The following is a 22,203-nucleotide window of genomic DNA, read 5'->3' on the forward strand; positions in this document are numbered from 1 at the left end:
TTTTGTTCACAACCAATCAAAATATAGAACAGTTACTCACGCTTTGTAGTTCTGGCAATCAACGTGCACAATTAGAAGTATACAACCGTTACTACAAAGCTATGTATAATACCTCTTTGAGAATTGTAAGAGATTCTTATAAGGCTGAAGATATTATGCAAGAATCATTTTTAACTGCGTTTTCGAAACTAGAATCACTGAAAGACACTTCTGTTTTCGGAGCATGGTTAAAAAGAATAGTTGTAAATAACAGTATTGCAGATTACAACAAAACAACAAAAGAAAACACTATTGCTTTAGAAGATGTATTGTATAAGGTTGAAGACCCAATTGGACTTGAAGAGAATGATTTACAAAAAGATAAAGTAAAGCATATTCTAAAATCTATTAAACAATTAAAATCCAATTACAGCATTGGCTTAACATTACATTTGATTGAAGGCTATGATTATGAAGAGATTTCAGAAATCATGAATATTTCTTATGCCAATTGCAGAACATTAATCTCAAGAGCCAAAGAAAGTTTAAGACAAAAATTAAGTATAAGCGCATAAATTATGAGCAAAAAAGACAACTTTAATAATCTATTTGAAGAACTACAAGGGCAATTTGACCTTGAAGCACCAAATAATGGTCATGAAGCACGATTTTTAGAAAAGCTTGAAGCAAATTCTAGTACGAAAAAAGAAAGTGACTCTAAATCCTTCTGGAAACCATTTTTAGCAATAGCTGCAAGTTTACTAATAGGTCTTTCGGTTTTTATAGGGATTAACCAACAGCCTGAGGCAACAGGTCTTGCTAGTGTGTCTCCAGAACTGTCAGAAGCTCAAGATTTTTTTACTGCAACAATTACAGAGGAATTAAAAAAATTAGATACTGAGCGCTCTCCTTTAACCGAAAATATTATCTACGAAGCAGAACGTCAACTAAAAACATTAGAGAGTGATTATACTGTTTTAAAAAATGACCTTAAGGAAAGTGGAAATGATAAGCGTGTTATATATGCTATGATTTCTAACTTTCAAAGCCGAATTGAAATTCTTGAAAATATATTAGACCAAATAGACGATTTAAAAAACACTCAAAATGATACAGAAATTACACTATAGATTACTAACAGTTTTGTTACTGTTACCTGCATTAATTTTCGCAAATTCAATGCCCGTTAACACCTATAAGACGTCTAAAGAACGTATTATTCAAAAAACCTATAACGTTGATAATGATGCGACTTTAAAAGTAAATAACCGATTCGGTAATATTGACATTATCACATGGGATAAGAATACTATAGAATTTGATATTTTAATTCGTGTTAGTGGTAATGACGATGAAAAAGTCGAAGACCGTTTAGATAGAATTGATGTCGATTTTTCAGCAACAAACACCTTAGTCTCTGCCATTACTAAAATTGATAAAAACAAATCAAATTGGTGGAATTGGGGAAAGAAGATGAACTTAAAAATTGAGATTAACTATGTTATTAAAATACCCATTACCAATAGTATAAATATTGATAATGATTTTGGACGCGTAAATATCGATACTCTTAAAGGTGTAGCAAAAATTAGCTGTGACCATGGAAATATTACCACTAAAGAATTGATGGCAGATGGCAACGAATTAAATTTTGACCACACTAAAGACAGTTATTTTGAATATATAAAGAGTGGAAAAATAAATGCTGATTTTAGTAGTTACACTGTAGCAAAAGCAAAGAATCTGATTATCAATGCGGACCATACATCTAGCCATATTGAAGTAGCTGAAAATGTAGAGTATAACTGTGATTTTAAATCTCTTGTAATAGATAATGTTAACAATGTCACTGGTAATGCAGACCACTTAACATTACGAATCGGAAATGTTTATAAAAGTGCCTCTATAAAATCTGATTTTGGAAGTATAAAGATTGGAAAAGTAGCATCAAATGCGCAAAATATAGAGATAGACGCAGAACATGCTGGCATTACAATGGGTTATGACTCAGCTTACAATTTCACTTTTGATATTAGTTTAGAACATGCCTCACTTAGAAATAGTGATGATTTTAATTTTATTAAAAAAAGAATTGAATCTACAGATAAATACTATTCTGGAAGCTATGGTTCAAATAGCACTAAAAACTTAGTCAAAATTAATTCTGAATTCGGAAGTGTAACTTTTAAAAAACAATAAACAATCAAAAAACTAACAGCTTATTATAAGCGCTAAAACAAAACATTATGAAAACTCTAAAAACATTATTCACTTTAGCTCTATTATCAACGATTACAGTTTCTCAAGCACAATGGTGGGGTGGAAAAGGTGTAAAAGGAAATGGAGATGTTACCACAATTACAAGATCTACTGGAGAGTATGACAACATCAAATGCGTTGGTTCTATGGACTTTAAACTTGTTGAGGGTAAGGAAGGTCAAATTACCATAAAAGGCGAATCTAACTTATTAGAATACATTGTTACTGAAGTAAAAAATGGAACATTGGTTGTAAAAGTTAGAAATGGAAAAAACATTAATCCAAGTAACAACAAGCCTTTATTAATTACAATTCCTTATAAAGATATTGATGGTGTTTCTTTAGCAGGCTCTGGAGATGTATGGAACGAAGGTACAATTAGATTTAATGACTTTAGTTCTGCTGTTGCGGGCTCTGGAGACTTAATTCTAAGCATTGATGTAGAAAATGCAAAAGCTAGTGTATCTGGTTCTGGAGATTTAACCTTAAAAGGAAAAGCTACCAGTTTTAAGGCAAGAGTGTCAGGTTCTGGAGATATTCATGGATTTAAGCTAGACTCTAAAAATGTAGATGCATCTATTGCAGGTTCTGGAGATATCTCTGTTAACTGTAATGGTGGAGAACTTAAAGCAAGAGTTGCAGGTTCTGGAGATATTGAATATCGTGGTAATCCATCATCTGAAGACACTAAAGTTGCTGGTTCTGGATCTATTGAAAACTAATATCAATATTTATTAAAAAATAAAAGCCGCTAAAATAGCGGCTTTTTTATTGATATTTTTTAAAATGGTTAATAGGTTATATTAATCATTCCTGAGGTTAAATTTAAATCACCATTATCAGCGTTTCTAGTATTACAACAAAACGTTCCCGTAAGACTACCATCTGGATTTGCTGAAATGTTAGATCTAAAAGGCTCAATACCATCAAAATAAGGGAAGAACTCCGAAGTAAAGAATATTACAAATTCAGCATTAATAATATCGTCTCCTGTTTCTCCTTCTTCAACTTCAAAGTAAATAGTATAATTATTTGCTGCGGAGGTAGATCCTGATACTTGCAAAGTCGTACCAACTACCTCAACATTTATTTCGTCAAAAACAATATCTAGCGTCCCAGCTGTAACAGTAATCTGACCAGCTGGATTAGTTGTATTAACTTGTCTTTCAAAAGTATATATATCAGTAAAAGTCTCACCACCTTCCATATAAACATCTTGGTATCTTAAAATATCATCAGTTAACTCTATAACCTCAACAGAATCGTTACCATTTGCAAAGGATATAATATTATTCTCAAAAGTATAACCAGTTTCATCTGTTACTGTTTCTATATCACAATCAGTACCAGAAAAATCTGTTTCTGTAAGATCTGTTTCCGTATACATCTCTTCATAGAAACAAATATTGGCAGCATCAAGCTCATCTTGTAATTCTTCAACACCGTTAGATGTTAAAGATGTTATACGCCATGTTCCAACCAAGCTTGCCGTTGGGCTCGTAGTTAAAATACAATTTCCTAAACCTTCTAATTGATCCTCTAACTCTTGAGTTGAACCACAAATATCAATAACATTCTGAATGGCTTCTTTTAAAGCATTACAATTTTCAGTATAATCGGTGTCTGTTGAGTTATTAAAAATTTCTTCAGCTTCATTCTTCAAAAGAATAGCTTCTTGACATTCTGCTAGGTTATCAACAGAACAATCTCCTAATTGGTCTATTATTGCTTGTAGACTGCCGTCTTCGTCACCACATGCTATTATTTGAGCTTCAAGTGCTGTTTTGTAGGCTGAACAAATGTCTGTAAATGTATCGTTTCCTGCACCAAGAAATTCTAACGCGGCTTCAGCAGTATCAATTATTGCTGCCTCACAAGCTGCAGCCTCATCGGTAATAAATTCGCCTTCTAATGGTTCGTCATCACACTGAAATGCAGAACACAATAAAAAGACACATAGTAATCCTAGTATTTTTTTCATGATTGATATAATTATGATTTGGAGTTACAAACATAACATTAATTATATATTTTTATTTTCCGGAACTCTGAAAAGAAGAATTATTCCCACTAAAAAGAAAATAAATAAGAATAAAATAGCATAACGCATAGAGCTTATTTGATCTACAATCGCAAATATGAGCATACCAATAACAATTCCTATTTTTTCGGCTACATCATAAAAGCTAAAATAAGATGTAGTGTCTTCTGTTTCTGGTAAAAACTTGGAATATGTAGAACGTCCTAATGATTGTACGCCACCCATTACCATACCAACAATACCAGCCGCAATGTAAAATTGAACTGGTGTTACCATAAAATAAGCATAGACACAAACAAGCATCCATATAGCGTTTACTGCGATAAGCGTCTTTATATTACCATATTTAGATGATGCTCTTGATGTTAAAATTGCTCCAAGTATTGCCACTAACTGTATTACTAAAATACTTATGATAAGCCCCATTGTTTTCTCACTATCAGAACCCCATTCTATTTCCTTCTCCCCAAAATATACAGCCATTAACATTATAGTTTGTACGGCCATACTAAATACAAAGAAAGCATTGAGATAACGTTTTAATCTTAAATCTCCTTTAAGCTCAATCCAAACCCCTTTTAATTCTCTAAATCCATTAAACAGAACTTCTTTAGTGACTTTATGACCACTTGAAGCTCCTTTTGGCAGTATATAAAATGTATATTGACTAAAACCTACCCACCATAAACCTACCATGATAAACGAAATTTTCATGGCAGATACTGATGCCAAATTTTTAGCAGTTTCTGTGGCTTCAGCTATAGCGATTTCGTTACCAGAATTTGCAATCTTTTCTGAAATACTAATATCAAAACCAAAAAACTCAGGAAACATGACCATACCTAAATTAAGAAGCAATAAGAGTACACTACCTATATAACCCAATGAAAACCCTTTTGCACTTGCTGCATCTTGCTGCTCTTCAAAAGCAATGTCTGGCAGGTATGAGTTGTAAAAAACTAAACTTCCCCAATATCCTAAAAGTCCCATGAAATAAAATAACAAGCTGGTGTGTATATAGTCTAGATTAAACCAATACAAACCAAAACAACCTATACCTCCCATATAACAGAAAAATTTCATGAAATTTTTCTTATTACCAATGTAATCAGATATACCTGATAATATCGGAGATGAAATAGCAACAACTAAGAACGTAAATGCTGTGATTATAGAAATTAGTACTGTTTGTTTCATTTCAAAACCAAAAGCAGAAACTAATTCGTCTTTATCCTTAAACAATGTTGAATAAAAAATCGGGAAAATTGAAGATGCTATAGTTAGTGTGTAAACTGAATTTGCCCAATCGTAAAATGCCCATGCATTGATTAGTTTTTTACTTCCTTTTTCGAATGTACTCATATGATATTATATAAAAAGCCGTTCTTATTGAACGGCTTCTAAAGTAAACAATATATTGTTATTTGTAGACTAATTTATTGGTCTAAACGATGTAATCCCAAATTTTGCAGCTTCTTTTTTTGCAGCAGGTGCCCATTGCTTCAAATTTGTAATACGCGTATCATTACTTGGGTGAGTACTCATAAATTCAGGCGGTGCTTGTCCTCCACTTTTTGCTTTCATACGCTCCCATAGTCGAGATGCCTCATCGGGATTATACCCTGCAAGTGCCATTAATCTCAATCCAATTTCGTCGGCTTGAGTCTCATGAGAACGGCTAAATGGCAACATACCTCCAACAGTAGTCACTACACCATAAGACTGATTAAAAATAGCTTGTCCGTTTGAATCATTTGCTAATGCAACATTTCCAGCTAATGCTATACCTTGTTGTAAATAAGCAGCACTCATACGTTGCTGTCCATGATTTGCTAGGGCATGTGCAACTTCGTGCCCCATAATAGTAGCTACACCTGTCTCATTATCAGCAATTGGTAAAATACCTGTGTAAAAAGCGATTTTACCACCTGGCATACACCACGCATTGATTTGTTCTGACTCTATTAAAGTGTATTCCCATTTATAATCTTTTAAATAACCTTGGTTACCATTGGCATTTAACCAACGTTCTGCTGCAACAGCTATTCGTTGACCAACACGTGTAATCATATCTGAATCCTTGGTGCCAGTAATTATTTTATTTTCACTTTTCACCTGATTATATTGTGCAAAAGATGATGGGAATAATTGTGCATTAGATACAAACGCCATAGTTTTTTTACCTGTAAAAGGGTTAGTCGCACATGAAATAAATATTAGTAAAAGTCCTATTATGACTATAGATTTTTTAAAATTCATGATTAAAGGTATTATTTAATTATACTAAGATACAAATATCATTTATATAACGTAAGACACATAATAAACTAAAAGTCACTACTTCTATCCTTTTAAATGTAGTTCAGAAAAGTTTTTATCTACACTAATTGTATGAACTCTATTGGTTTTAAGGTGTTTCAAAGAAACCGCTTCATTATCCAATTGAATTTCTTTAATCTCAAACGGAAGTCCATGAACATTAATCTTAAAACTTTTATACTGTGTAATATACTTTCCTTCTTTATGCTGGTTAATTATGATTTCATTATCTCTTCCTGTAAATTTAAAGTTTCGTAAACTAAATCGTCCTTTTGTATAATCATAACCATCATTAGCATCACTAAACAATTCACTATTTTCTTTTCCTTTCATATAGTAAACATCTAGAGTTATCTCTTTAATCTCTTTTTCTCCAACATATTGTTGGACTGGGAACTTTGGTATAATAGCACCTTCCTTAATAAATATTGGCATGCTATCTATATCTGCATCAACCCACATTTCTTTACCTCCTTTAACAAGCTCATCAGTCCAGTAGTTATACCAATTACCATTTGGAATATACATACGCCTACCTTTTGCGTTAGGTTCTAAAACTGGACAAGCTAATATATGTTCTCCAAAAATAAATTCGTCTGTTCTGTAATGTGTATGAACATCTTTTTGGTCATATAAAACTAATGACTTTAGCATAGGTGTGCCATGGTCTACATAATTCCAAAAAACAGTATAGAGATATGGTAAAAGTTGGTATCGAATCTCAATAAACTTTCTTACAATATCAGTAACATCTTCATCAAAAGCCCAAGGTTCTTGGTCTCCATGATCTCCTGAAGAGTGTACTCTAAAAAATGGATGGAAAATACCTAATTGAATCCACCTGGTGAATAACTCGCCTTGAGGCTGTTCTGTAAAACCTCCGATATCGCTACCTACAAAACCAAAACCAGACATTGCCATACGTTGAGCTTGAATATTCGCTATCCATAAATGCTCCCATGTGGCAACGTTATCTCCTGTCCAAGTAGATGTGTAACGCTGAGTACCTGAGTAAGCAGCTCTTGTAATTACAAAAGGGCGTTTTGGATATCTAAACTTTTTGAGTCCTTGATATGTAGCTCTGGCCATTTGCATACCGTAAATATTATGCGCTTTTCTATGACTACACGGGTTACCATCATAATCATGCCTGACATCATCAGGGAATGTTTTATTAGGTACTTCCATAACAGCTGGCTCATTCATATCATTCCAAACACCTTTGACGCCAATATCCTCAATTAATTCTTTAAAAAGACCCGACCACCATTCTCTAACTTCTGGTTTTGTAAAATCAGGGAAATAACATTCTCCAGGCCATACTTTTCCTTTCATATAAACGCCATCTGCTCTCTTACAGAAATAGTCTTTATCAAGACCTTCGTTAAATACTGAATAGTGTTTATCAATTTTAATTCCTGGGTCTATAATAGCAACCGTTTTAAAACCATCTTCTTCTAATTCTTTTACCATACGTTTTGGATCAGGAAAATGTTCTTTATTCCAAGTAAAGCAGCGGAAACCTTCCATGTAATCAATATCTAGATAAATTGCATCACATGGAATTTTTAATTTTCTGAAGGTAGATGTAATCTCTTTTACTTTTGTTTCTGGATAATAACTCCATTTGCACTGATGAAAACCCAAAGCCCACATTGGAGGTAATTGGAGAGGTTTACCTGTTAAGTCAGTATAGCTTTCAACAACATCAGTCATTTTAGGACCGTAAAAAAAATAATAATTCATTTCTCCGCCTTGCGCCCAAAAACTAGTTACGTTTCTGCGCTCATTTGCAAAGTCAAAAAAACTTTGAAAAGTGTTATCAAAAAAGACTCCATAAGCTTTTCCGTGGTGAAGTCCTGTGTAAAATGGTATTGATTTATAAATTGGATCTGTATCCTTTCCATATGCGTAAGAATCTGTAACCCAATTGGTGAATCGCTTACCTTTTAGATTTAGATGATTAGGCTTATCCCCTAAGCCGTAGTAGCTTTCGCCATCATTAGAAATCTTGCTCATCTTTACAATATTACCACCATATTGGTAACTCTCTTCCCAATGAAAGCCTATTTCGTCTTGATTTATAAGTGTATTGTCTTTTGCATCAAAAATGCTAATGCGTAGACTTTCTTTAGAAATTTCACAACATAACTTTGAAGTTGTAATAATGTAATTATCTTTTTTTTCTTCTATCTCAAGTTTATTGTAACCAGTACTCGCATACTTTGTAATCGCATAGGAAAAGTCCTTATCAAAATTACCTACTGTAGTATATCTAAATCGTAATAAACTATCTCTAACAACAGTAATTTGCAAAATCACATCATTATCCGTAGAAAAATATAAAGTATCAACGTCTTTCCTAAACTCTACTATTTTTGAAGGAAAAAGATTTCCTTTATTTTCTGATTCTGTATTCGTTATCATAATTGATTAAACTGTATGTTTTTTGTAAATGAAAGCAAAAAAAGCAACTTTATGAAAGTCTCTTAAGGCTATTTATAATGAATTATCAACTACAACGATTTAGTTATATTTTATTAAAGTATATTCATTTTAGAGTGATCAAATAAACTATAAATGAAGTTTTATAAAAATTTAAAAACTACCAATCCAATGTTGGAATATTAATTTCAGGTGAATTCTTACTAAACTGGCAAGAATATTAATTAGTTGAAAAAAAATTACAATTCTTTTGTAATTAATGAAACGTTAATACGACCTATTTTTTATTATAAATTCTATAAATTTGAATATGAAAAAGATAATTTTACTACTTGTGTTAAGCTTTGCATTATCATGTAATACTTCAGCCCAAAAAAAAGAAAAGAAGACAGAGTTTCCTATTACCAAAACTGATTCAGAATGGAAAGCCCAACTTTCTAATGAAGCCTATTACGTCCTCAGAAAAGAAGGTACAGAACGTCCTTTTACGAGTCCGCTAAACAAAAATTATAAAGAAGGTGTTTATCATTGTACGGCCTGTGATACACCGCTTTTTAAAAGCGAGCATAAGTTCGATTCTGGAACAGGGTGGCCTAGTTTTGATCGTGAGATTAAAGGAAATGTTGCTTACGGTACAGATAATAAGTTAGGATATACTAGAAATGAAGAGCACTGTGCAAATTGTGGTGGACACCTTGGTCATATTTTTAATGACGGACCCAGAGCTACTACTGGTAAAAGACACTGTATCAATGGTGTAGCACTAAAATTTGTACCAGCAGAAAAATAAAATAATTCATTTTAAAAAAAAAATTAAGCTTCTCCTGTAGAAGCTTTTTTATTACATTTATATCTAACTCTTTTATAGCTTAATTTATTACTTTTGCTTTATTAAATTTTCAATTAAAAATTCATCTCATGAGTAAATACGATATTATAGTTTTAGGAAGTGGCCCAGGCGGATATGTCACTGCAATTAGAGCTTCTCAACTTGGTTTTAAAACCGCTGTTGTAGAAAAGGAAAGTTTGGGTGGTGTATGCCTTAACTGGGGTTGTATTCCAACGAAAGCGCTTTTAAAATCTGCTCAGGTTTTTGAATATCTCAAACATGCTGAAGATTACGGTCTTAAAGTTGAAAATGCTGAACACGATTTTGATGCTGTTGTTAAACGAAGCCGTGGTGTTGCAGAAGGCATGAGTAATGGTGTAAAATTTTTAATGAAAAAAAATAAAATTGATGTTATTGAAGGTTTTGGAAAATTAAAGCCCGGAAAAAAGATTGATGTTAATGGTACTGAATATTCTGCAGATCATATAATAGTTGCCACCGGCGCACGTTCTCGTGAGTTACCTAGCTTACCACAAGATGGTAAAAAAGTGATTGGCTACAGACAAGCTATGACCTTAGAAACACAACCTAAGAAAATGATTGTTGTTGGCTCTGGTGCTATTGGAGTTGAGTTTGCGTATTTTTATAATTCAATGGGTACAGAAGTAACTATTGTAGAATATTTGCCAAAAATTGTGCCATTAGAGGATGATGAAGTATCAAAGCAATTAGAACGTAGCTTTAAGAAGTCTGGCATTAAGATTATGACTTCTGCAGAGGTCACATCTGTAGATACATCTGGCAAAGGTGTTAAAGCTACTGTAAAAACGAAAAAAGGTGAAGAAGTACTAGAAGCAGATATCGTATTATCTGCAGTAGGTATTAAATCAAATATTGAAAATATTGGTTTAGAAGATGTTGGTATTGCAGTAGACAGAGATAAAATTTTAGTAAATGATTATTATCAAACAAATATTCCTGGTTATTATGCAATTGGCGATGTAACACCTGGTCAAGCTTTAGCTCACGTTGCTTCTGCCGAAGGTATTCTTTGTGTAGAAAAAATAGCAGGACACAACGTAGAAGCTTTAGATTACGGAAATATTCCTGGCTGTACATATGCGTCTCCAGAAATCGCTAGTGTAGGTTTGACCGAAGCACAAGCAAAGGAACAAGGCTTAGATGTTAAGATTGGAAAATTCCCTTTCTCAGCTTCTGGTAAAGCAAGTGCTGGTGGTACTAAAGATGGCTTTGTAAAAGTAATTTTTGATGCCAAGTATGGCGAATGGCTTGGCTGCCATATGATTGGTGCTGGTGTTACAGATATGATTGCCGAAGCTGTTTTAGGACGTAAATTAGAAACTACAGGTCACGAAGTGTTAAAAGCTGTTCATCCTCACCCAACCATGAGTGAAGCAGTTATGGAAGCCGTTGCTGATGCTTATGATGAAGTGATTCATTTGTAAGACAAATAGTATATATAATATAAAAAAGCGGTTCTTTTAGAATCGCTTTTTTGTTTTAATATTCTTAATAATAGTTATAAAAAACTATTTATGCCCAATTCATAACTCTTTAGCCCAAAGCCAATAATAATACCCTTTGCATTTGGAGCTATATATGATTGGTGTCTAAATTCCTCTCTAGAATACGTATTAGATATATGAACTTCTACAACAGAAGTTTCAATTCCTGCTACAGCATCACCAACACCTACAGAAGTATGTGTATAGGCTCCTGCGTTTAAGACTATACCATCATAAGAGAATCCAACTTCATGGAGTTTATCAATTAACTCACCTTCTATGTTTGTTTGATAGTACTCTAGTTCTATATTTTGAAATTCACTTTTTAATGTATCAAAATAATCTAGAAACGTTTGTTTGCCATAAACTTCTGGCTCGCGCTTTCCCAAAAGGTTTAAGTTAGGCCCATTGATGATGATGATTTTTTTCATGTAGTAAAGATATTAAATTTGGGTATAAAAAAACCGGAGCAATTGCTCCGGCTTTAGTATGAGTTTTTAGCTTTCTTAGAAATGTAAAGCAAATCCAATATTAAATTGGAAAACACCTTCATCTGTAAAGTCTTCGTTTAAAGACAAGTTATATCTTAAACCTGGCTCAATAGAAATGTTGTCTGCAACAAACCATGCATAACCAGCACCTAAACCTAACCAAAATGGTGTATCACCAGTTATGTTTTCTACAGCGTCTCCTGAAGCACCTGTTAAATCAACAGTAATAGGGAATTGTCCAGATAAATAATACTTAGCACCTAATCTGTAAGAAAAAGAACTAGCACTAGAACCTCCAATATCAGCTCCACCAAAACCTAAACCAGCTTTGATAGCTAAATTATCAGAAACAAAATAACCACCATCTAAACCTAAGTTGTAAGTTGTGTTACCATCTTGAGAACTAAACATAAATGAAGTAGAACCTAACATAGCATTACCAGTATTAGCTTCAATTAACCATTTTCCTTGAGAAGTTGCTCCTGAAGAATCATCGTCTTGTGCATTAGAAAAACTGAATGCAAATACAGTTAAAACTGCAAAAAATAATTTTTTCATAATTAAAAGTTTTTAAAATTGATAATGCAAACTAAACACATTTTTTTGATATATTAAAGACTATATTTGGCTTTATTAACAATTTTATACACAATTAATATTAAGTATTTGAAAATCAAATACTTAAAATATCGGTTATTAACAATTTTTACTTAAAATTGTTAAAATTGTGGTAAAATCATGATTTTTATCGATATTTTTACGTAGTTAAACGATGAATTGGAACACATTTATAATAGATTTTAAAAACTATCTAAAGCTAGAAAGAGGCTTGTCAAATAATACTATTGCCAATTATGAGTATGACATAAAGCGTTTCATTTCTTTTTTAAATAATAACTCTAACCCTAAGTCTCCAATAGCTACAAATGACGATGATATTCAGCAATTTATATATAAAATATCCAAAGAGTTAAGTCCAAGAACCCAAGCTCGAATTATTTCAGGACTCAGAAATTTCTTTGATTACTTAGTGTTTGAGAATTATAGAGAAACAAATCCTGTTGACCAAATAGAGTCACCACGTTTAGGACGTAAGCTTCCAGATACGCTTTCAATAAAAGATATAGACAATATTATAGATGCTATTGACTTAAATTATCAATTTAGAGGCGTTAACCTTGGACACAGAAACAAAGCAATCCTCGAAACACTTTACAGTTGTGGTTTGCGTGTTAGTGAACTTACTGGTCTTAAAATTTCTGATTTATTCTTCGATGAAGGCTTTATTAAAGTTAGTGGTAAGGGCAACAAAGAGCGTTTTGTACCGATAGGAAAAATAACTAAAAAATTAATATATATTTGGCTTGATGTCAGAAAACATATTGAAATAATCCCTGAAGCCAAAGATATTTTATTTCTTAACTATAAAGGTAATAAACTGACAAGAGCTATGGTTTTTACAATTATTAAGAAGCTTGTGGAAAAAATAGGACTTCAAAAAACAGTGTCGCCTCATACCTTTAGACACTCTTTTGCTACACATTTATTAGAAAATGGTGCAGATTTGAGAGCTATACAAATGATGCTTGGGCATGAGAGTATAACAACTACAGAAATTTACACACATATTGATAAATCTCATTTAAACAAAGTAATTAATAAATTTCATCCTAGAAAATAAAAAAGCACTTAAATAATAAGTGCTCTTTTAGTATATATTTAATTAGAAGTTACTTGGCTATATTAACTGCTCTCGTCTCTCTGATTACAGTAACTTTTACTTGTCCTGGATAAGTCATATCTGTTTGTATTTTCTGTGAAATCTCAAAAGACAAACTTGCTGCTTTATCATCTGTTACTTTTTCGCTTTCTACAATAACACGCAGCTCTCTACCTGCTTGTATAGCGTAAGCCTTCTTAACACCAGGGAAACCAAAAGCTACCGCTTCTAAATCTTTTAAACGTTGTATGTAAGAATCTAATACTTGACGTCTTGCTCCAGGTCTTGCACCTGATATCGCATCACATACTTGAATTATAGGTGATAACAAAGTAGTCATCTCTATCTCATCATGGTGAGCTCCAATAGCATTACAAACCTCAGGTTTTTCACCATGCTTTTCAGCCCATTTCATACCTAAAATTGCGTGAGGTGTTTCAACATCAGCTTCAGCATCTGGAACTTTTCCTATATCGTGCAAAAGACCTGCTCGTTTTGCCAGCTTTGGATTTAACCCTAATTCTGCTGCCATAACCCCACATAACTTTGCGACTTCTCTAGAGTGCTGCAATAAGTTTTGACCGTAAGAAGAACGATACTTCATACGACCTACCATTTTAATTAATTCTGGATGTAATCCATGAATTCCTAAATCAATAACGGTACGTTTACCAACTTCAATAATTTCTTGCTCTATTTGCTTTTGTGTCTTGCGAACAACCTCTTCAATTCTAGCTGGGTGAATACGACCGTCTGTTACTAATTTGTGTAAAGATAAACGTGCAATTTCACGTCTAACTGAATCAAAACAAGATAAAATAATTGCTTCTGGAGTATCGTCTACAATAATCTCGACACCTGTTGCAGCTTCAATAGCACGAATATTACGACCTTCACGACCAATTATTCGACCCTTTACATCGTCAGATTCGATATTAAATACGGAAACACAATTATCAACAGCTTCTTCAGTTCCTATGCGTTGAATCGTGTTTATAATTATCTTTTTAGCTTCTTGCTGCGCAGTTAGCTTAGCTTCTTCTACTCTATCTTGAACAAATGCCATAGCATCTGTCTTTGCTTCTTCTTTTAAAGATTCTACCAATTGTTCTTTTGCATCGTCGGCAGAAAGTCCTGAAATCACCTCTAATTGCTTGATTTGGCTTTTATGAGCTTTATCTAACTCTTCACTCTTCTTTTCTACAAATTGCAATCTAAAATCGTAATCCTTTATTTTATCTTCTAACGATTGATTTGACTTCTTAGCTTTTGACAACTCATTAGAAGCCTGAGATTCTTTATCTCTTATACGCTTTTCTGCTTCAGCCATTTTTTTATCACGAGATAGTATTACCTTCTCGTGTTCTGCTTTGAGCTCAATAAATTTTTCTTTGGCTTGAAGAATTTTCTCTTTTTTGAGTGCTTCCGCATCTGCTTTTGCACCTTTTAAGATAGCTTTAGATTCGCTCTGCGCATCAGAAATAAGCTTAGATGCTTTTCCTTTTTCTAGTGATTTTGCGATAACAAATCCAATGACTAATCCTAAAACTACAGCTCCTGCGATATATAAAATTGTATTAGTATCCATATGTTTAGTTTAGTTGATGTATGTCTATAAAAAAAGCCTACATAAGTACGTAGTTTTGTATAAACTCCTTAAAAACAAGTTTAGGGCTAACAAGCTGCTCAAAAATCTGCCCAGATTCTAAATACATAGAAACAGCAGCACGGTTTTACAACTTCAACTCACCCTTTTTAAAGAATTAACGTTGAGTTTATCAAAAAATATAACTAATGTAGGCAGTAACCTTATTGTTTATGTAAAGAACGTACGAGTTAAATATGGTTATGCAAAAGTTCGTTTAAAGCTACTAACTTTTCCTGAACTTCTTCATTCACATACTCTTTATCTATTGTTTTTTGCTCTACTTGAGCTGCAAATTGTAAGGCACACATCGCCAAAACATCTTGCTTATCTCTAACAGAGTAGCTTTGCTCAAACTGTCCAATCATAGCCTCTATCTTCTTTGCTGCTTTTCGCAAACCTTCTTCCTGGCTAGGATTGATAGTTAATGGATATACACGATTAGCTATAGAAATTTTTATTTTAAGCTGATTTGACATCCACTATGTTTTACACTATTCAGACAATTGCGCTATACAATGGTCAATATCTCTGATTAGTGAATTTATTTTGAGCTTTGTTTCTCGTTTATTTTCGTCACTACCAAGCATTGCATTTGCTGTTTTGAGTGTTTCATACCTATCGGACCATTCGCTTATTTGCTCTTGATATTCTAAGATTTGTTTTTGTTGATTTTCTAATTGTTCCGAAAGCCTTACATTAGTTTGCTTTAGGACTTCTTGCTTGTGTAAAACCTTTGAAATTCGGTTTTCAAGCGTATCAACAATGTCTTCAATTTTACTCATTTGCGTTATTCAACACTATATAACAAAGTTAACATACCTAATTAAAAAACCCAATTCTTTTACAATTATTTTTGATTAATATAACATCAATAAGATTAAATCGTTAGCAAAATATTACGCATTTAGCGTTTGCTTTTCTAACTCAAATTAATATTTTAGCTACAATTGATTCATAAATGAAAAAAATCCTTCTCTGTTTTTTATTATCTACAAGTTTATATTCCCAATCGGAATATCCACAAGATTATTTTAGAGAACCATTAGATATTACTTTAGTATTGTCCGGAACTTTTGCCGAGTTACGTTCAAATCATTTTCATTCTGGATTAGATATAAAAACTCAGCGTAAAACTGGTCTTAAAGTATACACAGCAGCAATGGGTTATATCAGTAGAATTAAGGTGTCGCATTATGGTTATGGAAAAGCATTATACATAACACACCCAAATGGCTACACTACTGTCTATGGGCACTTAAAGAAGTTTTCTCCAAAAATCGAAGCCTACATTAAAGACTGTCAATACGAAAAAGAGAGTTATGAAGTCGAGATGTTTCCAAATAATACTGAGCTCTTAGTTGATACGAATGAAATCATTGCATACTCAGGAAATACTGGTGGCTCTGGTGGTCCACATTTACATTTCGAAATTAGAGACAATGCAGAACGCCCAATCAATCCAATGCTTTTTGGTATTAATATCAAGGATAGTAAAAAGCCATTTATTTCGTCAGTCTATGCCTATCCAAAAGATAAAAATTCTTTTATAAACGGAAAAAATAAAAGAATTCCCTTACGACTTATTCCCAAAAAAAACGGAGACTATAAAGTTGAAAAAATAACTGCTTATGGTAATATTGGTTTTGGAGTTGTAAGCTATGATAAACAAGATTTGGCTCCTAATAATAATGGTGTTAGTAATATTTCGTCTTACTTAAACGGAAATAAAGTTTTTGAAATGGATTTTAAACGCTTCAGCTTTAGCGAAACCAAACATCTAAATCGCTATGTTGATTTTGAACTCTGGAAAACTAAAAAAACAAGAAGTCAAAAACTTTTCGTTGAAGAAAATAATCCTCTAAGCATGTACAAAAATGTAGTTGACGACGGCTACATAAAAGTTGAAGATAGCACATCTTCAGTCTACAGAGTAGATATTAAAGATTTTAAAGGTAATACCTCAGAATTAGAAATACCAATTATAGGAAAAGCTAAAGTGTTAGAAATAGAAGTAGATTCTTCAGCTACAGAAAAGCGCTTAATAAAAAATCAAGAGACTACGACTTTAAAAGAACGTAACACTCAAGTAACTTTTTATCCAAATACAGTTTATGACGATATTTTAGTAGATTTTAAAGTTAGTGGCGACACCATTCATCTTCATAAAGATGTTGTTCCTCTTCAAAAAAACTTTGTAATCAATTATGATATTGGTAATTATAAAGACGTTGACAAAAGTAAATTGTTTATCGCTAGACTTTACGGTTATTACAAAAAGCCTAGCTATGTCAATACAAAACGAAAAGGCGATACACTTACAGCTAGAAGCAAAACACTTGGTTTATATACATTAGCGTCAGATACTGAAGCTCCTAAAATTAAGCCTATAAACTTTACAAATAAAAAATGGTTAAGTAAGTATCGCTACTTAAAAGTGAAAATTAGCGATGACTTATCAGGAATTTCAAAATATAGAGCGACTGTTAATGGCAAGTGGATTCTAATGGAGTATGATTATAAAACCAATACATTAATACACGATTTTAACGATGCTGTCGTTACAGATACAGAAAACAATTTAAAAATTATTGTAACTGATAATGTGGGAAATAGTTCTACATTTGAAGCAACATTTTTCAGAAAATAAAACCTAATTATTTGAAACCGCTACAACACTTACTTTTAATATTCTTTTTATTTACTTCATTTACAGCAATATCACAATCAGCTACGATAAGAGGTATTATACTAGATGAAAACAACACGCCTATAGAAAGCGTAAATATAAAAGCAAGTACTGGCCAAGGTACTACAACCAATGCAAACGGTTTCTACGAGCTAAAAATAACAGCAAATACTGAAGTTGTAGTAATATTCACGCACTTGTCTCATAAGCGTGTTGAAGCAAAATTTAATCTGAAAAACGGTAGCGAAATTGAATACAATCCTGTTTTAAAAACTGATGTAGAACAAATCGCGGTTGTAGTCATAAATAGTAATACAAGACAAAGTCGTGATGGTGTAGTAACCATTTCTCCAAAAGTTATTCGAACAATAAAAGGTGCTCAACCTGGTGTCGAAAATATATTAAAAACATTACCAGGTGTAAATATTTCTAATGAGTTAAGTACGCAATACTCGGTTCGTGGCGGAAATTTTGATGAAAATTTAGTATACGTCAACGAGATTGAGGTTTACAGACCTTTTTTAATACGCTCTGGAAATCAAGAAGGATTAAGTTTTGTTAATACCGATTTGGTATCAAATGTCGATTTTTCGGCTGGTGGATTTCAAGCTCGATATGGAGATAAACTTTCTTCTGTATTAGATATTACATACAAGAAACCTTCAAAGTTTGCTGCAAGTGCAGATTTAAGTCTCTTAGGTGGTAGCCTTGCTGTTGAAACGGCTTCAGAAAATGGTAAATTTTCTAGCATCTCAGGAGTACGTTACAGAGACAATAGTCTGGTCTTAAATAGTTTAGAAACAAACGGTAATGTAGAGCCTGTTTTTGCTGATGTACAAACCTATTTGACTTATCGTTTTTCAGATAAATTTCATTTAAATTTTCTTGGAAACATTTCTTTAAATCAATACAATTTTGAACCAGAAAATAGACAAACCAATTTCGGTACTATTGACGACCCTGTTGCCCTTTTGGTATTCTATGATGGGCAAGAACAAACCGAATATCAAACCTATTTTGGAGCGTTTAAAGCCAATTATTTTTTGAATGATAAAACCACTTTAAAATTAATTGGTTCTGCATATCATGCAACAGAGCAAGAACATTTTGACATTTTCGCTCAATATAGATTAGGAGAAGTCAACACCAATATTGGTGATGATAATTTAGGTGAAGTCGAATTTAGTGAAGGTATTGGCTCACAGTTAACAAGAGCACGTAACGATTTAGACGCACTAATATTTAATTTAGAACATCGTGGTGACTATAACATCAATGAAGACAGTAATCTAGAATGGTCAGTCAAATATACTAGAGAAGATATCCGAGACCGTTTGGTAGAATCAGAAGTTATTGATTCTGCAGGGTTTTCAATAAGACCTCCTTTTTTAACACAGCCTAATTTTCAGCCAGAAACACCTTTTAATGGTCCATTAACCGCCTTTCAAAATATAAGAGCGTTTAATCAAGTAAAGATTGATAGACTCCAAGCTTTTGTTCAATATAAAAAGAGTACAAAAATTGGAGAACATGACGCCTATTACAATATTGGTGTTAGAGCACACAACTGGAATGTCAGCGGCGATGGTATAGAAAGTAATAATCAAACAGTTTTTAGTCCTCGTGCGCAATTTGCTATAAAACCTAATTGGGATAGTGATATGCTGTTTAGAGTTGCCGGTGGTCTGTATTACCAACCACCATTTTATCGCGAGTTAAGAGATTCTTCTGGCGTTGTACAACCAAATGTGAAGGCGCAAAAATCATTTCATGTTGTCGTAGGTAATGAATATAGTTTCAAAATGTGGGATAGACCATTTAAATTGGTTACTGAAGCGTATTACAAAGGTTTGTCTGATGTTAATCCATATACTTTAGAAAACGTTCGTATTCGTTATCGTGCCAATAATAATGCAAAAGCCTATGCATATGGTTTGGATATGCGCTTGAATGGCGAGTTTGTTCCAGGAACAGAATCATGGTTTAGTTTTGGCTACCTTAAAACTGAAGAGAATATTGATAATCGTGGTTTTATTTCTAGACCAACAGACCAAAGACTCAAGTTTGGTGTGTTGTTTCAGGATTATGTACCAAACATGCCAGATTTAAAAATGTATTTAAATTTAGTTTATAATACAGGATTGCCTGGAGGATCCCCAAGTTATGCCGACCCATACGATTTTCAGTTTAGATTACGTGACTATCGTCGTGCTGATTTAGGAATTTCTTATGAGATTGTAAATCCTGAAAAACAATACACTTCTAAATGGAAAAAATCCTTCAGAAGCTTGTCATTAGGTATCGAAATTTACAACATGTTTAACAACCAAAATGCAATTACAAATACTTGGGTACGTGACGTCAATAGTAAACGTCAGTTTGCGATTCCAAACTTTTTGACGCCTAGGGTTTTTAATGTGAGGTTGTCTGCTAGATTATAACATTGAATATGAAAAAAACATTATTCATATTATTTATACTATTTTTTTTATTTACACATGGCCAGAAAAAACATTTCCTAAATAGAGAATTGAAATATTTTGATATTGATAGTAATGAAATATCAAAAAAGCAATTTTCAAAATTCTTAAAAAGTAAATCTGATGTTAAACCATATCAGGTAATATCTTATCCAAGCAAAAAAGTTTTAATACGAAAACTAGTTATAGATAAAGACCATGGAGTTTTATCAATTGAGGAATATGATACTATAATTACCACTTTAAATAAAGAATCTTTTAAACCTTTAGGAAAATACACCCTAATTCAATTTAGTAATAAAAGTAATTTTTATGGAAATAGATTTGATGAAAAATATTTAGCAAACTTAAAGAGAGACTTTAGTTTTACTAATTATTTTGTTTTTAAAAAAGATATTAAAGTAACTCTTAATAAAACCAAAAATTTTAAGTCTTTAATAGATACAAATCAGGTTATTGAAAAAATGTTTTTCAGACATCCATATGCGTGTTGCAGCTTTGTTATTATTAATAATGAGTCAAAAGAATATTATTCATATTACGGTGAGTATGCGGATTCTAGTGTTGTAGAAGCTTTAAATAAATTCGCTCAAAAATAATTCTAAGACTTCGCAAACTCGCAAAGCGTATCCACTACATAATCAATCTCGTCTTTAGTATTGTATTTACTTAGAGAAAAACGTACTGATGGTCTTTGCAATCTATCTTCTGGTAAAAATGCAGATAAGACATGTGATGCCATTGAACTGCCGCTTTGACAAGCACTACCTTTAGAACACGCAATACCTTTTAAATCTAATTGAAACTGTAACATTGCTGCTTTTTCTGGTGGTAAAGGCAAGCAAACGTTTATCAAAGTATAGGTGCTTTTTTCTATATCGCCTGACGTCCCATTAAAATGGCAACCCACTAATTTTTTATTTAAGCTATCTATAAAATATCGCTTAAGACTCTTAATATGTTTACTTTCAACTTCAAGGTTTTGATAGGCGAATTTTAAAGCTTCATCCATACCAACAATATTATGCAAACTCTCTGTTCCTGCACGATAGCCTCGCTCCTGCTCTCCACCAAAAATTAAAGGTTTAAGTCCAGATGCTGCCCTTACAAAACAAAAACCAACACCTTTTGGACCATGAAATTTATGAGCACTTGCAGCTAAAAAATCAACTTGGATGTCTTGCAAATCCAAATGGTAATGTCCAACGGATTGTACAGTGTCTGTGTGAAACAGTGCATTATTAGCCTTACACATATCACCTACACGTTTAATATCTAAAATATTTCCTATCTCATTATTGATATGCATTAGACTAACTAACTTTTTAGAGTCACTACTCAACAACGTCTCAAGATGATTATAATCTACTGTTCCATTTTTATCTAATTGAACATATGATACTTTGATATTATACTCGGTTTGTAGTTGTGTTGCAGTATGTAAAACAGCGTGATGCTCAATTTTTGATGTAATAATCTCGTTAACTCCCAAATCTCTAACTGCACTTCTTAACGCCAAATTATCAGCTTCTGTTCCGCCAGACGTAAATATGATTTCGGCTGTTGAAACATTAAAATATGAAGCAATGTTTTTTCTGCATTTCTCCATAATAGATTTTGACGAACGTCCAAAACTATGAGTTGACGATGCATTACCGTAATTATTTTGCAAAACGTCAGTCATTTTTTCAATCACTTCGGGACGCAAAGCTGTAGTTGCTGCGTTATCGAGATAAATATTTTTCATGTTACAAAAGTAAGTCATAAAATTATTTTATCT

General features: G+C 32.7%; 20 protein-coding genes and 1 other RNA gene. 10 read left to right on the top strand and 11 right to left on the bottom strand.

What is annotated here, in order from left to right; translation table 11 throughout:
- Window positions 1-2 precede the first annotated feature (2 nt).
- The 4 genes from BTO05_RS03420 to BTO05_RS03435 are packed head-to-tail and all read left to right on the top strand — an operon-like array spanning window position 3 to window position 2,960.
- A complete protein-coding gene (locus BTO05_RS03420; protein ID WP_087491310.1) occupies window positions 3-554 on the top strand; it encodes an RNA polymerase sigma factor in 552 nt (183 codons plus the stop codon).
- A gap of 3 nt (window positions 555-557) precedes the next feature.
- Window positions 558-1,109, top strand: a complete 552-nt coding sequence (locus BTO05_RS03425) for a hypothetical protein (protein ID WP_087491311.1) — start codon at window positions 558-560, stop codon at window positions 1,107-1,109.
- Window positions 1,087-2,178 (top strand): hypothetical protein, encoded by a 1,092-nt coding sequence (locus BTO05_RS03430; RefSeq protein ID WP_087491312.1) that lies wholly within the window; start codon window positions 1,087-1,089, stop codon window positions 2,176-2,178. Before BTO05_RS03425 ends, BTO05_RS03430 begins: the two co-directional genes overlap by 23 nt.
- 47 nt (window positions 2,179-2,225) lie before the next feature.
- Entirely contained in the window at window positions 2,226-2,960 is a 735-nt protein-coding gene (locus BTO05_RS03435; RefSeq protein ID WP_087491313.1) for a head GIN domain-containing protein, read from the top strand.
- A gap of 68 nt (window positions 2,961-3,028) precedes the next feature.
- On the opposite strand, the gene BTO05_RS03440 is transcribed toward BTO05_RS03435, so the two are convergent.
- From BTO05_RS03440 to BTO05_RS03455, 4 genes are all read right to left on the bottom strand, one after another.
- Window positions 3,029-4,219, bottom strand: coding sequence for a lipocalin family protein (locus tag BTO05_RS03440; protein ID WP_087491314.1), 1,191 nt, complete (start codon window positions 4,217-4,219; stop codon window positions 3,029-3,031).
- 42 nt (window positions 4,220-4,261) lie between these two features.
- Window positions 4,262-5,641, bottom strand: a complete 1,380-nt coding sequence (locus BTO05_RS03445; protein WP_087491315.1) for an MFS transporter — start codon at window positions 5,639-5,641, stop codon at window positions 4,262-4,264.
- Between the two features lie 69 nt (window positions 5,642-5,710).
- Window positions 5,711-6,538 (bottom strand): M48 family metallopeptidase, encoded by an 828-nt coding sequence (locus tag BTO05_RS03450; RefSeq protein WP_087491316.1) that lies wholly within the window; start codon window positions 6,536-6,538, stop codon window positions 5,711-5,713.
- Between the two features lie 84 nt (window positions 6,539-6,622).
- The gene (locus tag BTO05_RS03455; protein ID WP_087491317.1) at window positions 6,623-9,025 is read right to left on the bottom strand and encodes a TIM-barrel domain-containing protein; all 2,403 of its coding nucleotides are present in this window, start codon (window positions 9,023-9,025) and stop codon (window positions 6,623-6,625) included.
- 328 nt (window positions 9,026-9,353) lie between these two features.
- Here BTO05_RS03455 and msrB point away from each other — a divergent pair, with 328 nt between their 5' ends.
- Entirely contained in the window at window positions 9,354-9,833 is a 480-nt protein-coding gene (gene msrB / locus BTO05_RS03460; protein WP_087491318.1) for a peptide-methionine (R)-S-oxide reductase MsrB, read from the top strand.
- Between the two features lie 128 nt (window positions 9,834-9,961).
- Window positions 9,962-11,338, top strand: coding sequence for a dihydrolipoyl dehydrogenase (gene lpdA, locus BTO05_RS03465; protein WP_087491319.1), 1,377 nt, complete (start codon window positions 9,962-9,964; stop codon window positions 11,336-11,338).
- Window positions 11,339-11,412: 74 nt separating this feature from the next.
- Here lpdA and aroQ read toward each other — a convergent pair whose 3' ends face one another.
- Together aroQ and BTO05_RS03475 are read right to left on the bottom strand one after the other, a co-directional pair.
- Complete coding sequence (gene aroQ, locus BTO05_RS03470) at window positions 11,413-11,829, bottom strand: type II 3-dehydroquinate dehydratase (protein ID WP_087491320.1); 417 nt, start codon at window positions 11,827-11,829, stop codon at window positions 11,413-11,415.
- 75 nt (window positions 11,830-11,904) lie between these two features.
- On the bottom strand, window positions 11,905-12,447 hold the full coding sequence (locus tag BTO05_RS03475) for an outer membrane beta-barrel protein (RefSeq protein WP_087491321.1): 543 nt from the start codon (window positions 12,445-12,447) through the stop codon (window positions 11,905-11,907).
- 214 nt (window positions 12,448-12,661) lie between these two features.
- Here BTO05_RS03475 and xerD point away from each other — a divergent pair, with 214 nt between their 5' ends.
- A complete protein-coding gene (gene xerD, locus BTO05_RS03480) occupies window positions 12,662-13,570 on the top strand; it encodes a site-specific tyrosine recombinase XerD (protein ID WP_087491322.1) in 909 nt (302 codons plus the stop codon).
- A gap of 49 nt (window positions 13,571-13,619) precedes the next feature.
- Here xerD and rny read toward each other — a convergent pair whose 3' ends face one another.
- From rny to BTO05_RS03500, 4 genes are all read right to left on the bottom strand, one after another.
- Window positions 13,620-15,197: a ribonuclease Y gene (gene rny, locus BTO05_RS03485; protein ID WP_087491323.1), complete on the bottom strand. Its 1,578-nt coding sequence runs from the start codon at window positions 15,195-15,197 to the stop codon at window positions 13,620-13,622.
- Window positions 15,198-15,258: 61 nt separating this feature from the next.
- Window positions 15,259-15,384: non-coding RNA, 6S RNA (ssrS, locus tag BTO05_RS03490), on the bottom strand.
- 61 nt (window positions 15,385-15,445) lie between these two features.
- Complete coding sequence (locus BTO05_RS03495) at window positions 15,446-15,733, bottom strand: cell division protein ZapA (protein WP_087491324.1); 288 nt, start codon at window positions 15,731-15,733, stop codon at window positions 15,446-15,448.
- 15 nt (window positions 15,734-15,748) lie between these two features.
- The gene (locus tag BTO05_RS03500; RefSeq protein ID WP_087491325.1) at window positions 15,749-16,039 is read right to left on the bottom strand and encodes a hypothetical protein; all 291 of its coding nucleotides are present in this window, start codon (window positions 16,037-16,039) and stop codon (window positions 15,749-15,751) included.
- A gap of 176 nt (window positions 16,040-16,215) precedes the next feature.
- Between BTO05_RS03500 and BTO05_RS03505 the strand changes: the two genes are divergently transcribed.
- Genes BTO05_RS03505 through BTO05_RS03515 form a run of 3 tightly spaced genes read left to right on the top strand, consistent with a single transcriptional unit; the run spans window position 16,216 to window position 21,022 of the window.
- Window positions 16,216-17,904, top strand: coding sequence for a M23 family metallopeptidase (locus tag BTO05_RS03505; protein WP_087491326.1), 1,689 nt, complete (start codon window positions 16,216-16,218; stop codon window positions 17,902-17,904).
- An 11-nt stretch (window positions 17,905-17,915) separates the two neighbouring features.
- Window positions 17,916-20,384 (top strand): carboxypeptidase-like regulatory domain-containing protein, encoded by a 2,469-nt coding sequence (locus BTO05_RS03510; RefSeq protein ID WP_087491327.1) that lies wholly within the window; start codon window positions 17,916-17,918, stop codon window positions 20,382-20,384.
- A gap of 8 nt (window positions 20,385-20,392) precedes the next feature.
- On the top strand, window positions 20,393-21,022 hold the full coding sequence (locus BTO05_RS03515) for a hypothetical protein (RefSeq protein ID WP_087491328.1): 630 nt from the start codon (window positions 20,393-20,395) through the stop codon (window positions 21,020-21,022).
- 2 nt (window positions 21,023-21,024) lie between these two features.
- Here BTO05_RS03515 and BTO05_RS03520 read toward each other — a convergent pair whose 3' ends face one another.
- Window positions 21,025-22,170 carry a cysteine desulfurase family protein gene (locus BTO05_RS03520; protein WP_087491329.1) on the bottom strand — a complete coding sequence of 382 codons (1,146 nt, stop codon included), beginning with the start codon at window positions 22,168-22,170 and terminating at the stop codon, window positions 21,025-21,027.
- Between the last annotated feature and the right edge of the window lie 33 nt (window positions 22,171-22,203).

The organism is Winogradskyella sp. PC-19 (assembly GCF_002163855.1).
Classification (GTDB): domain Bacteria; phylum Bacteroidota; class Bacteroidia; order Flavobacteriales; family Flavobacteriaceae; genus Winogradskyella.

Excerpts from the sequence above, each read along its gene's own strand:
- BTO05_RS03425 (WP_087491311.1), top strand. The coding sequence starts at position 558 with ATGAGCAAAAAAGACAACTTTAATAATCTATTTGAAGAACTACAAGGG.
- BTO05_RS03430 (WP_087491312.1), top strand. The coding sequence starts at position 1,087 with ATGATACAGAAATTACACTATAGATTACTAACAGTTTTGTTACTGTTA.
- BTO05_RS03435 (WP_087491313.1), top strand. The coding sequence starts at position 2,226 with ATGAAAACTCTAAAAACATTATTCACTTTAGCTCTATTATCAACGATT.
- BTO05_RS03440 (WP_087491314.1), bottom strand. The coding sequence starts at position 4,219 with ATGAAAAAAATACTAGGATTACTATGTGTCTTTTTATTGTGTTCTGCA.
- BTO05_RS03445 (WP_087491315.1), bottom strand. The coding sequence starts at position 5,641 with ATGAGTACATTCGAAAAAGGAAGTAAAAAACTAATCAATGCATGGGCA.
- BTO05_RS03450 (WP_087491316.1), bottom strand. The coding sequence starts at position 6,538 with ATGAATTTTAAAAAATCTATAGTCATAATAGGACTTTTACTAATATTT.
- BTO05_RS03455 (WP_087491317.1), bottom strand. The coding sequence starts at position 9,025 with ATGATAACGAATACAGAATCAGAAAATAAAGGAAATCTTTTTCCTTCA.
- msrB (WP_087491318.1), top strand. The coding sequence starts at position 9,354 with ATGAAAAAGATAATTTTACTACTTGTGTTAAGCTTTGCATTATCATGT.
- lpdA (WP_087491319.1), top strand. The coding sequence starts at position 9,962 with ATGAGTAAATACGATATTATAGTTTTAGGAAGTGGCCCAGGCGGATAT.
- aroQ (WP_087491320.1), bottom strand. The coding sequence starts at position 11,829 with ATGAAAAAAATCATCATCATCAATGGGCCTAACTTAAACCTTTTGGGA.
- BTO05_RS03475 (WP_087491321.1), bottom strand. The coding sequence starts at position 12,447 with ATGAAAAAATTATTTTTTGCAGTTTTAACTGTATTTGCATTCAGTTTT.
- xerD (WP_087491322.1), top strand. The coding sequence starts at position 12,662 with ATGAATTGGAACACATTTATAATAGATTTTAAAAACTATCTAAAGCTA.
- rny (WP_087491323.1), bottom strand. The coding sequence starts at position 15,197 with ATGGATACTAATACAATTTTATATATCGCAGGAGCTGTAGTTTTAGGA.
- BTO05_RS03495 (WP_087491324.1), bottom strand. The coding sequence starts at position 15,733 with ATGTCAAATCAGCTTAAAATAAAAATTTCTATAGCTAATCGTGTATAT.
- BTO05_RS03500 (WP_087491325.1), bottom strand. The coding sequence starts at position 16,039 with ATGAGTAAAATTGAAGACATTGTTGATACGCTTGAAAACCGAATTTCA.
- BTO05_RS03505 (WP_087491326.1), top strand. The coding sequence starts at position 16,216 with ATGAAAAAAATCCTTCTCTGTTTTTTATTATCTACAAGTTTATATTCC.
- BTO05_RS03515 (WP_087491328.1), top strand. The coding sequence starts at position 20,393 with ATGAAAAAAACATTATTCATATTATTTATACTATTTTTTTTATTTACA.
- BTO05_RS03520 (WP_087491329.1), bottom strand. The coding sequence starts at position 22,170 with ATGAAAAATATTTATCTCGATAACGCAGCAACTACAGCTTTGCGTCCC.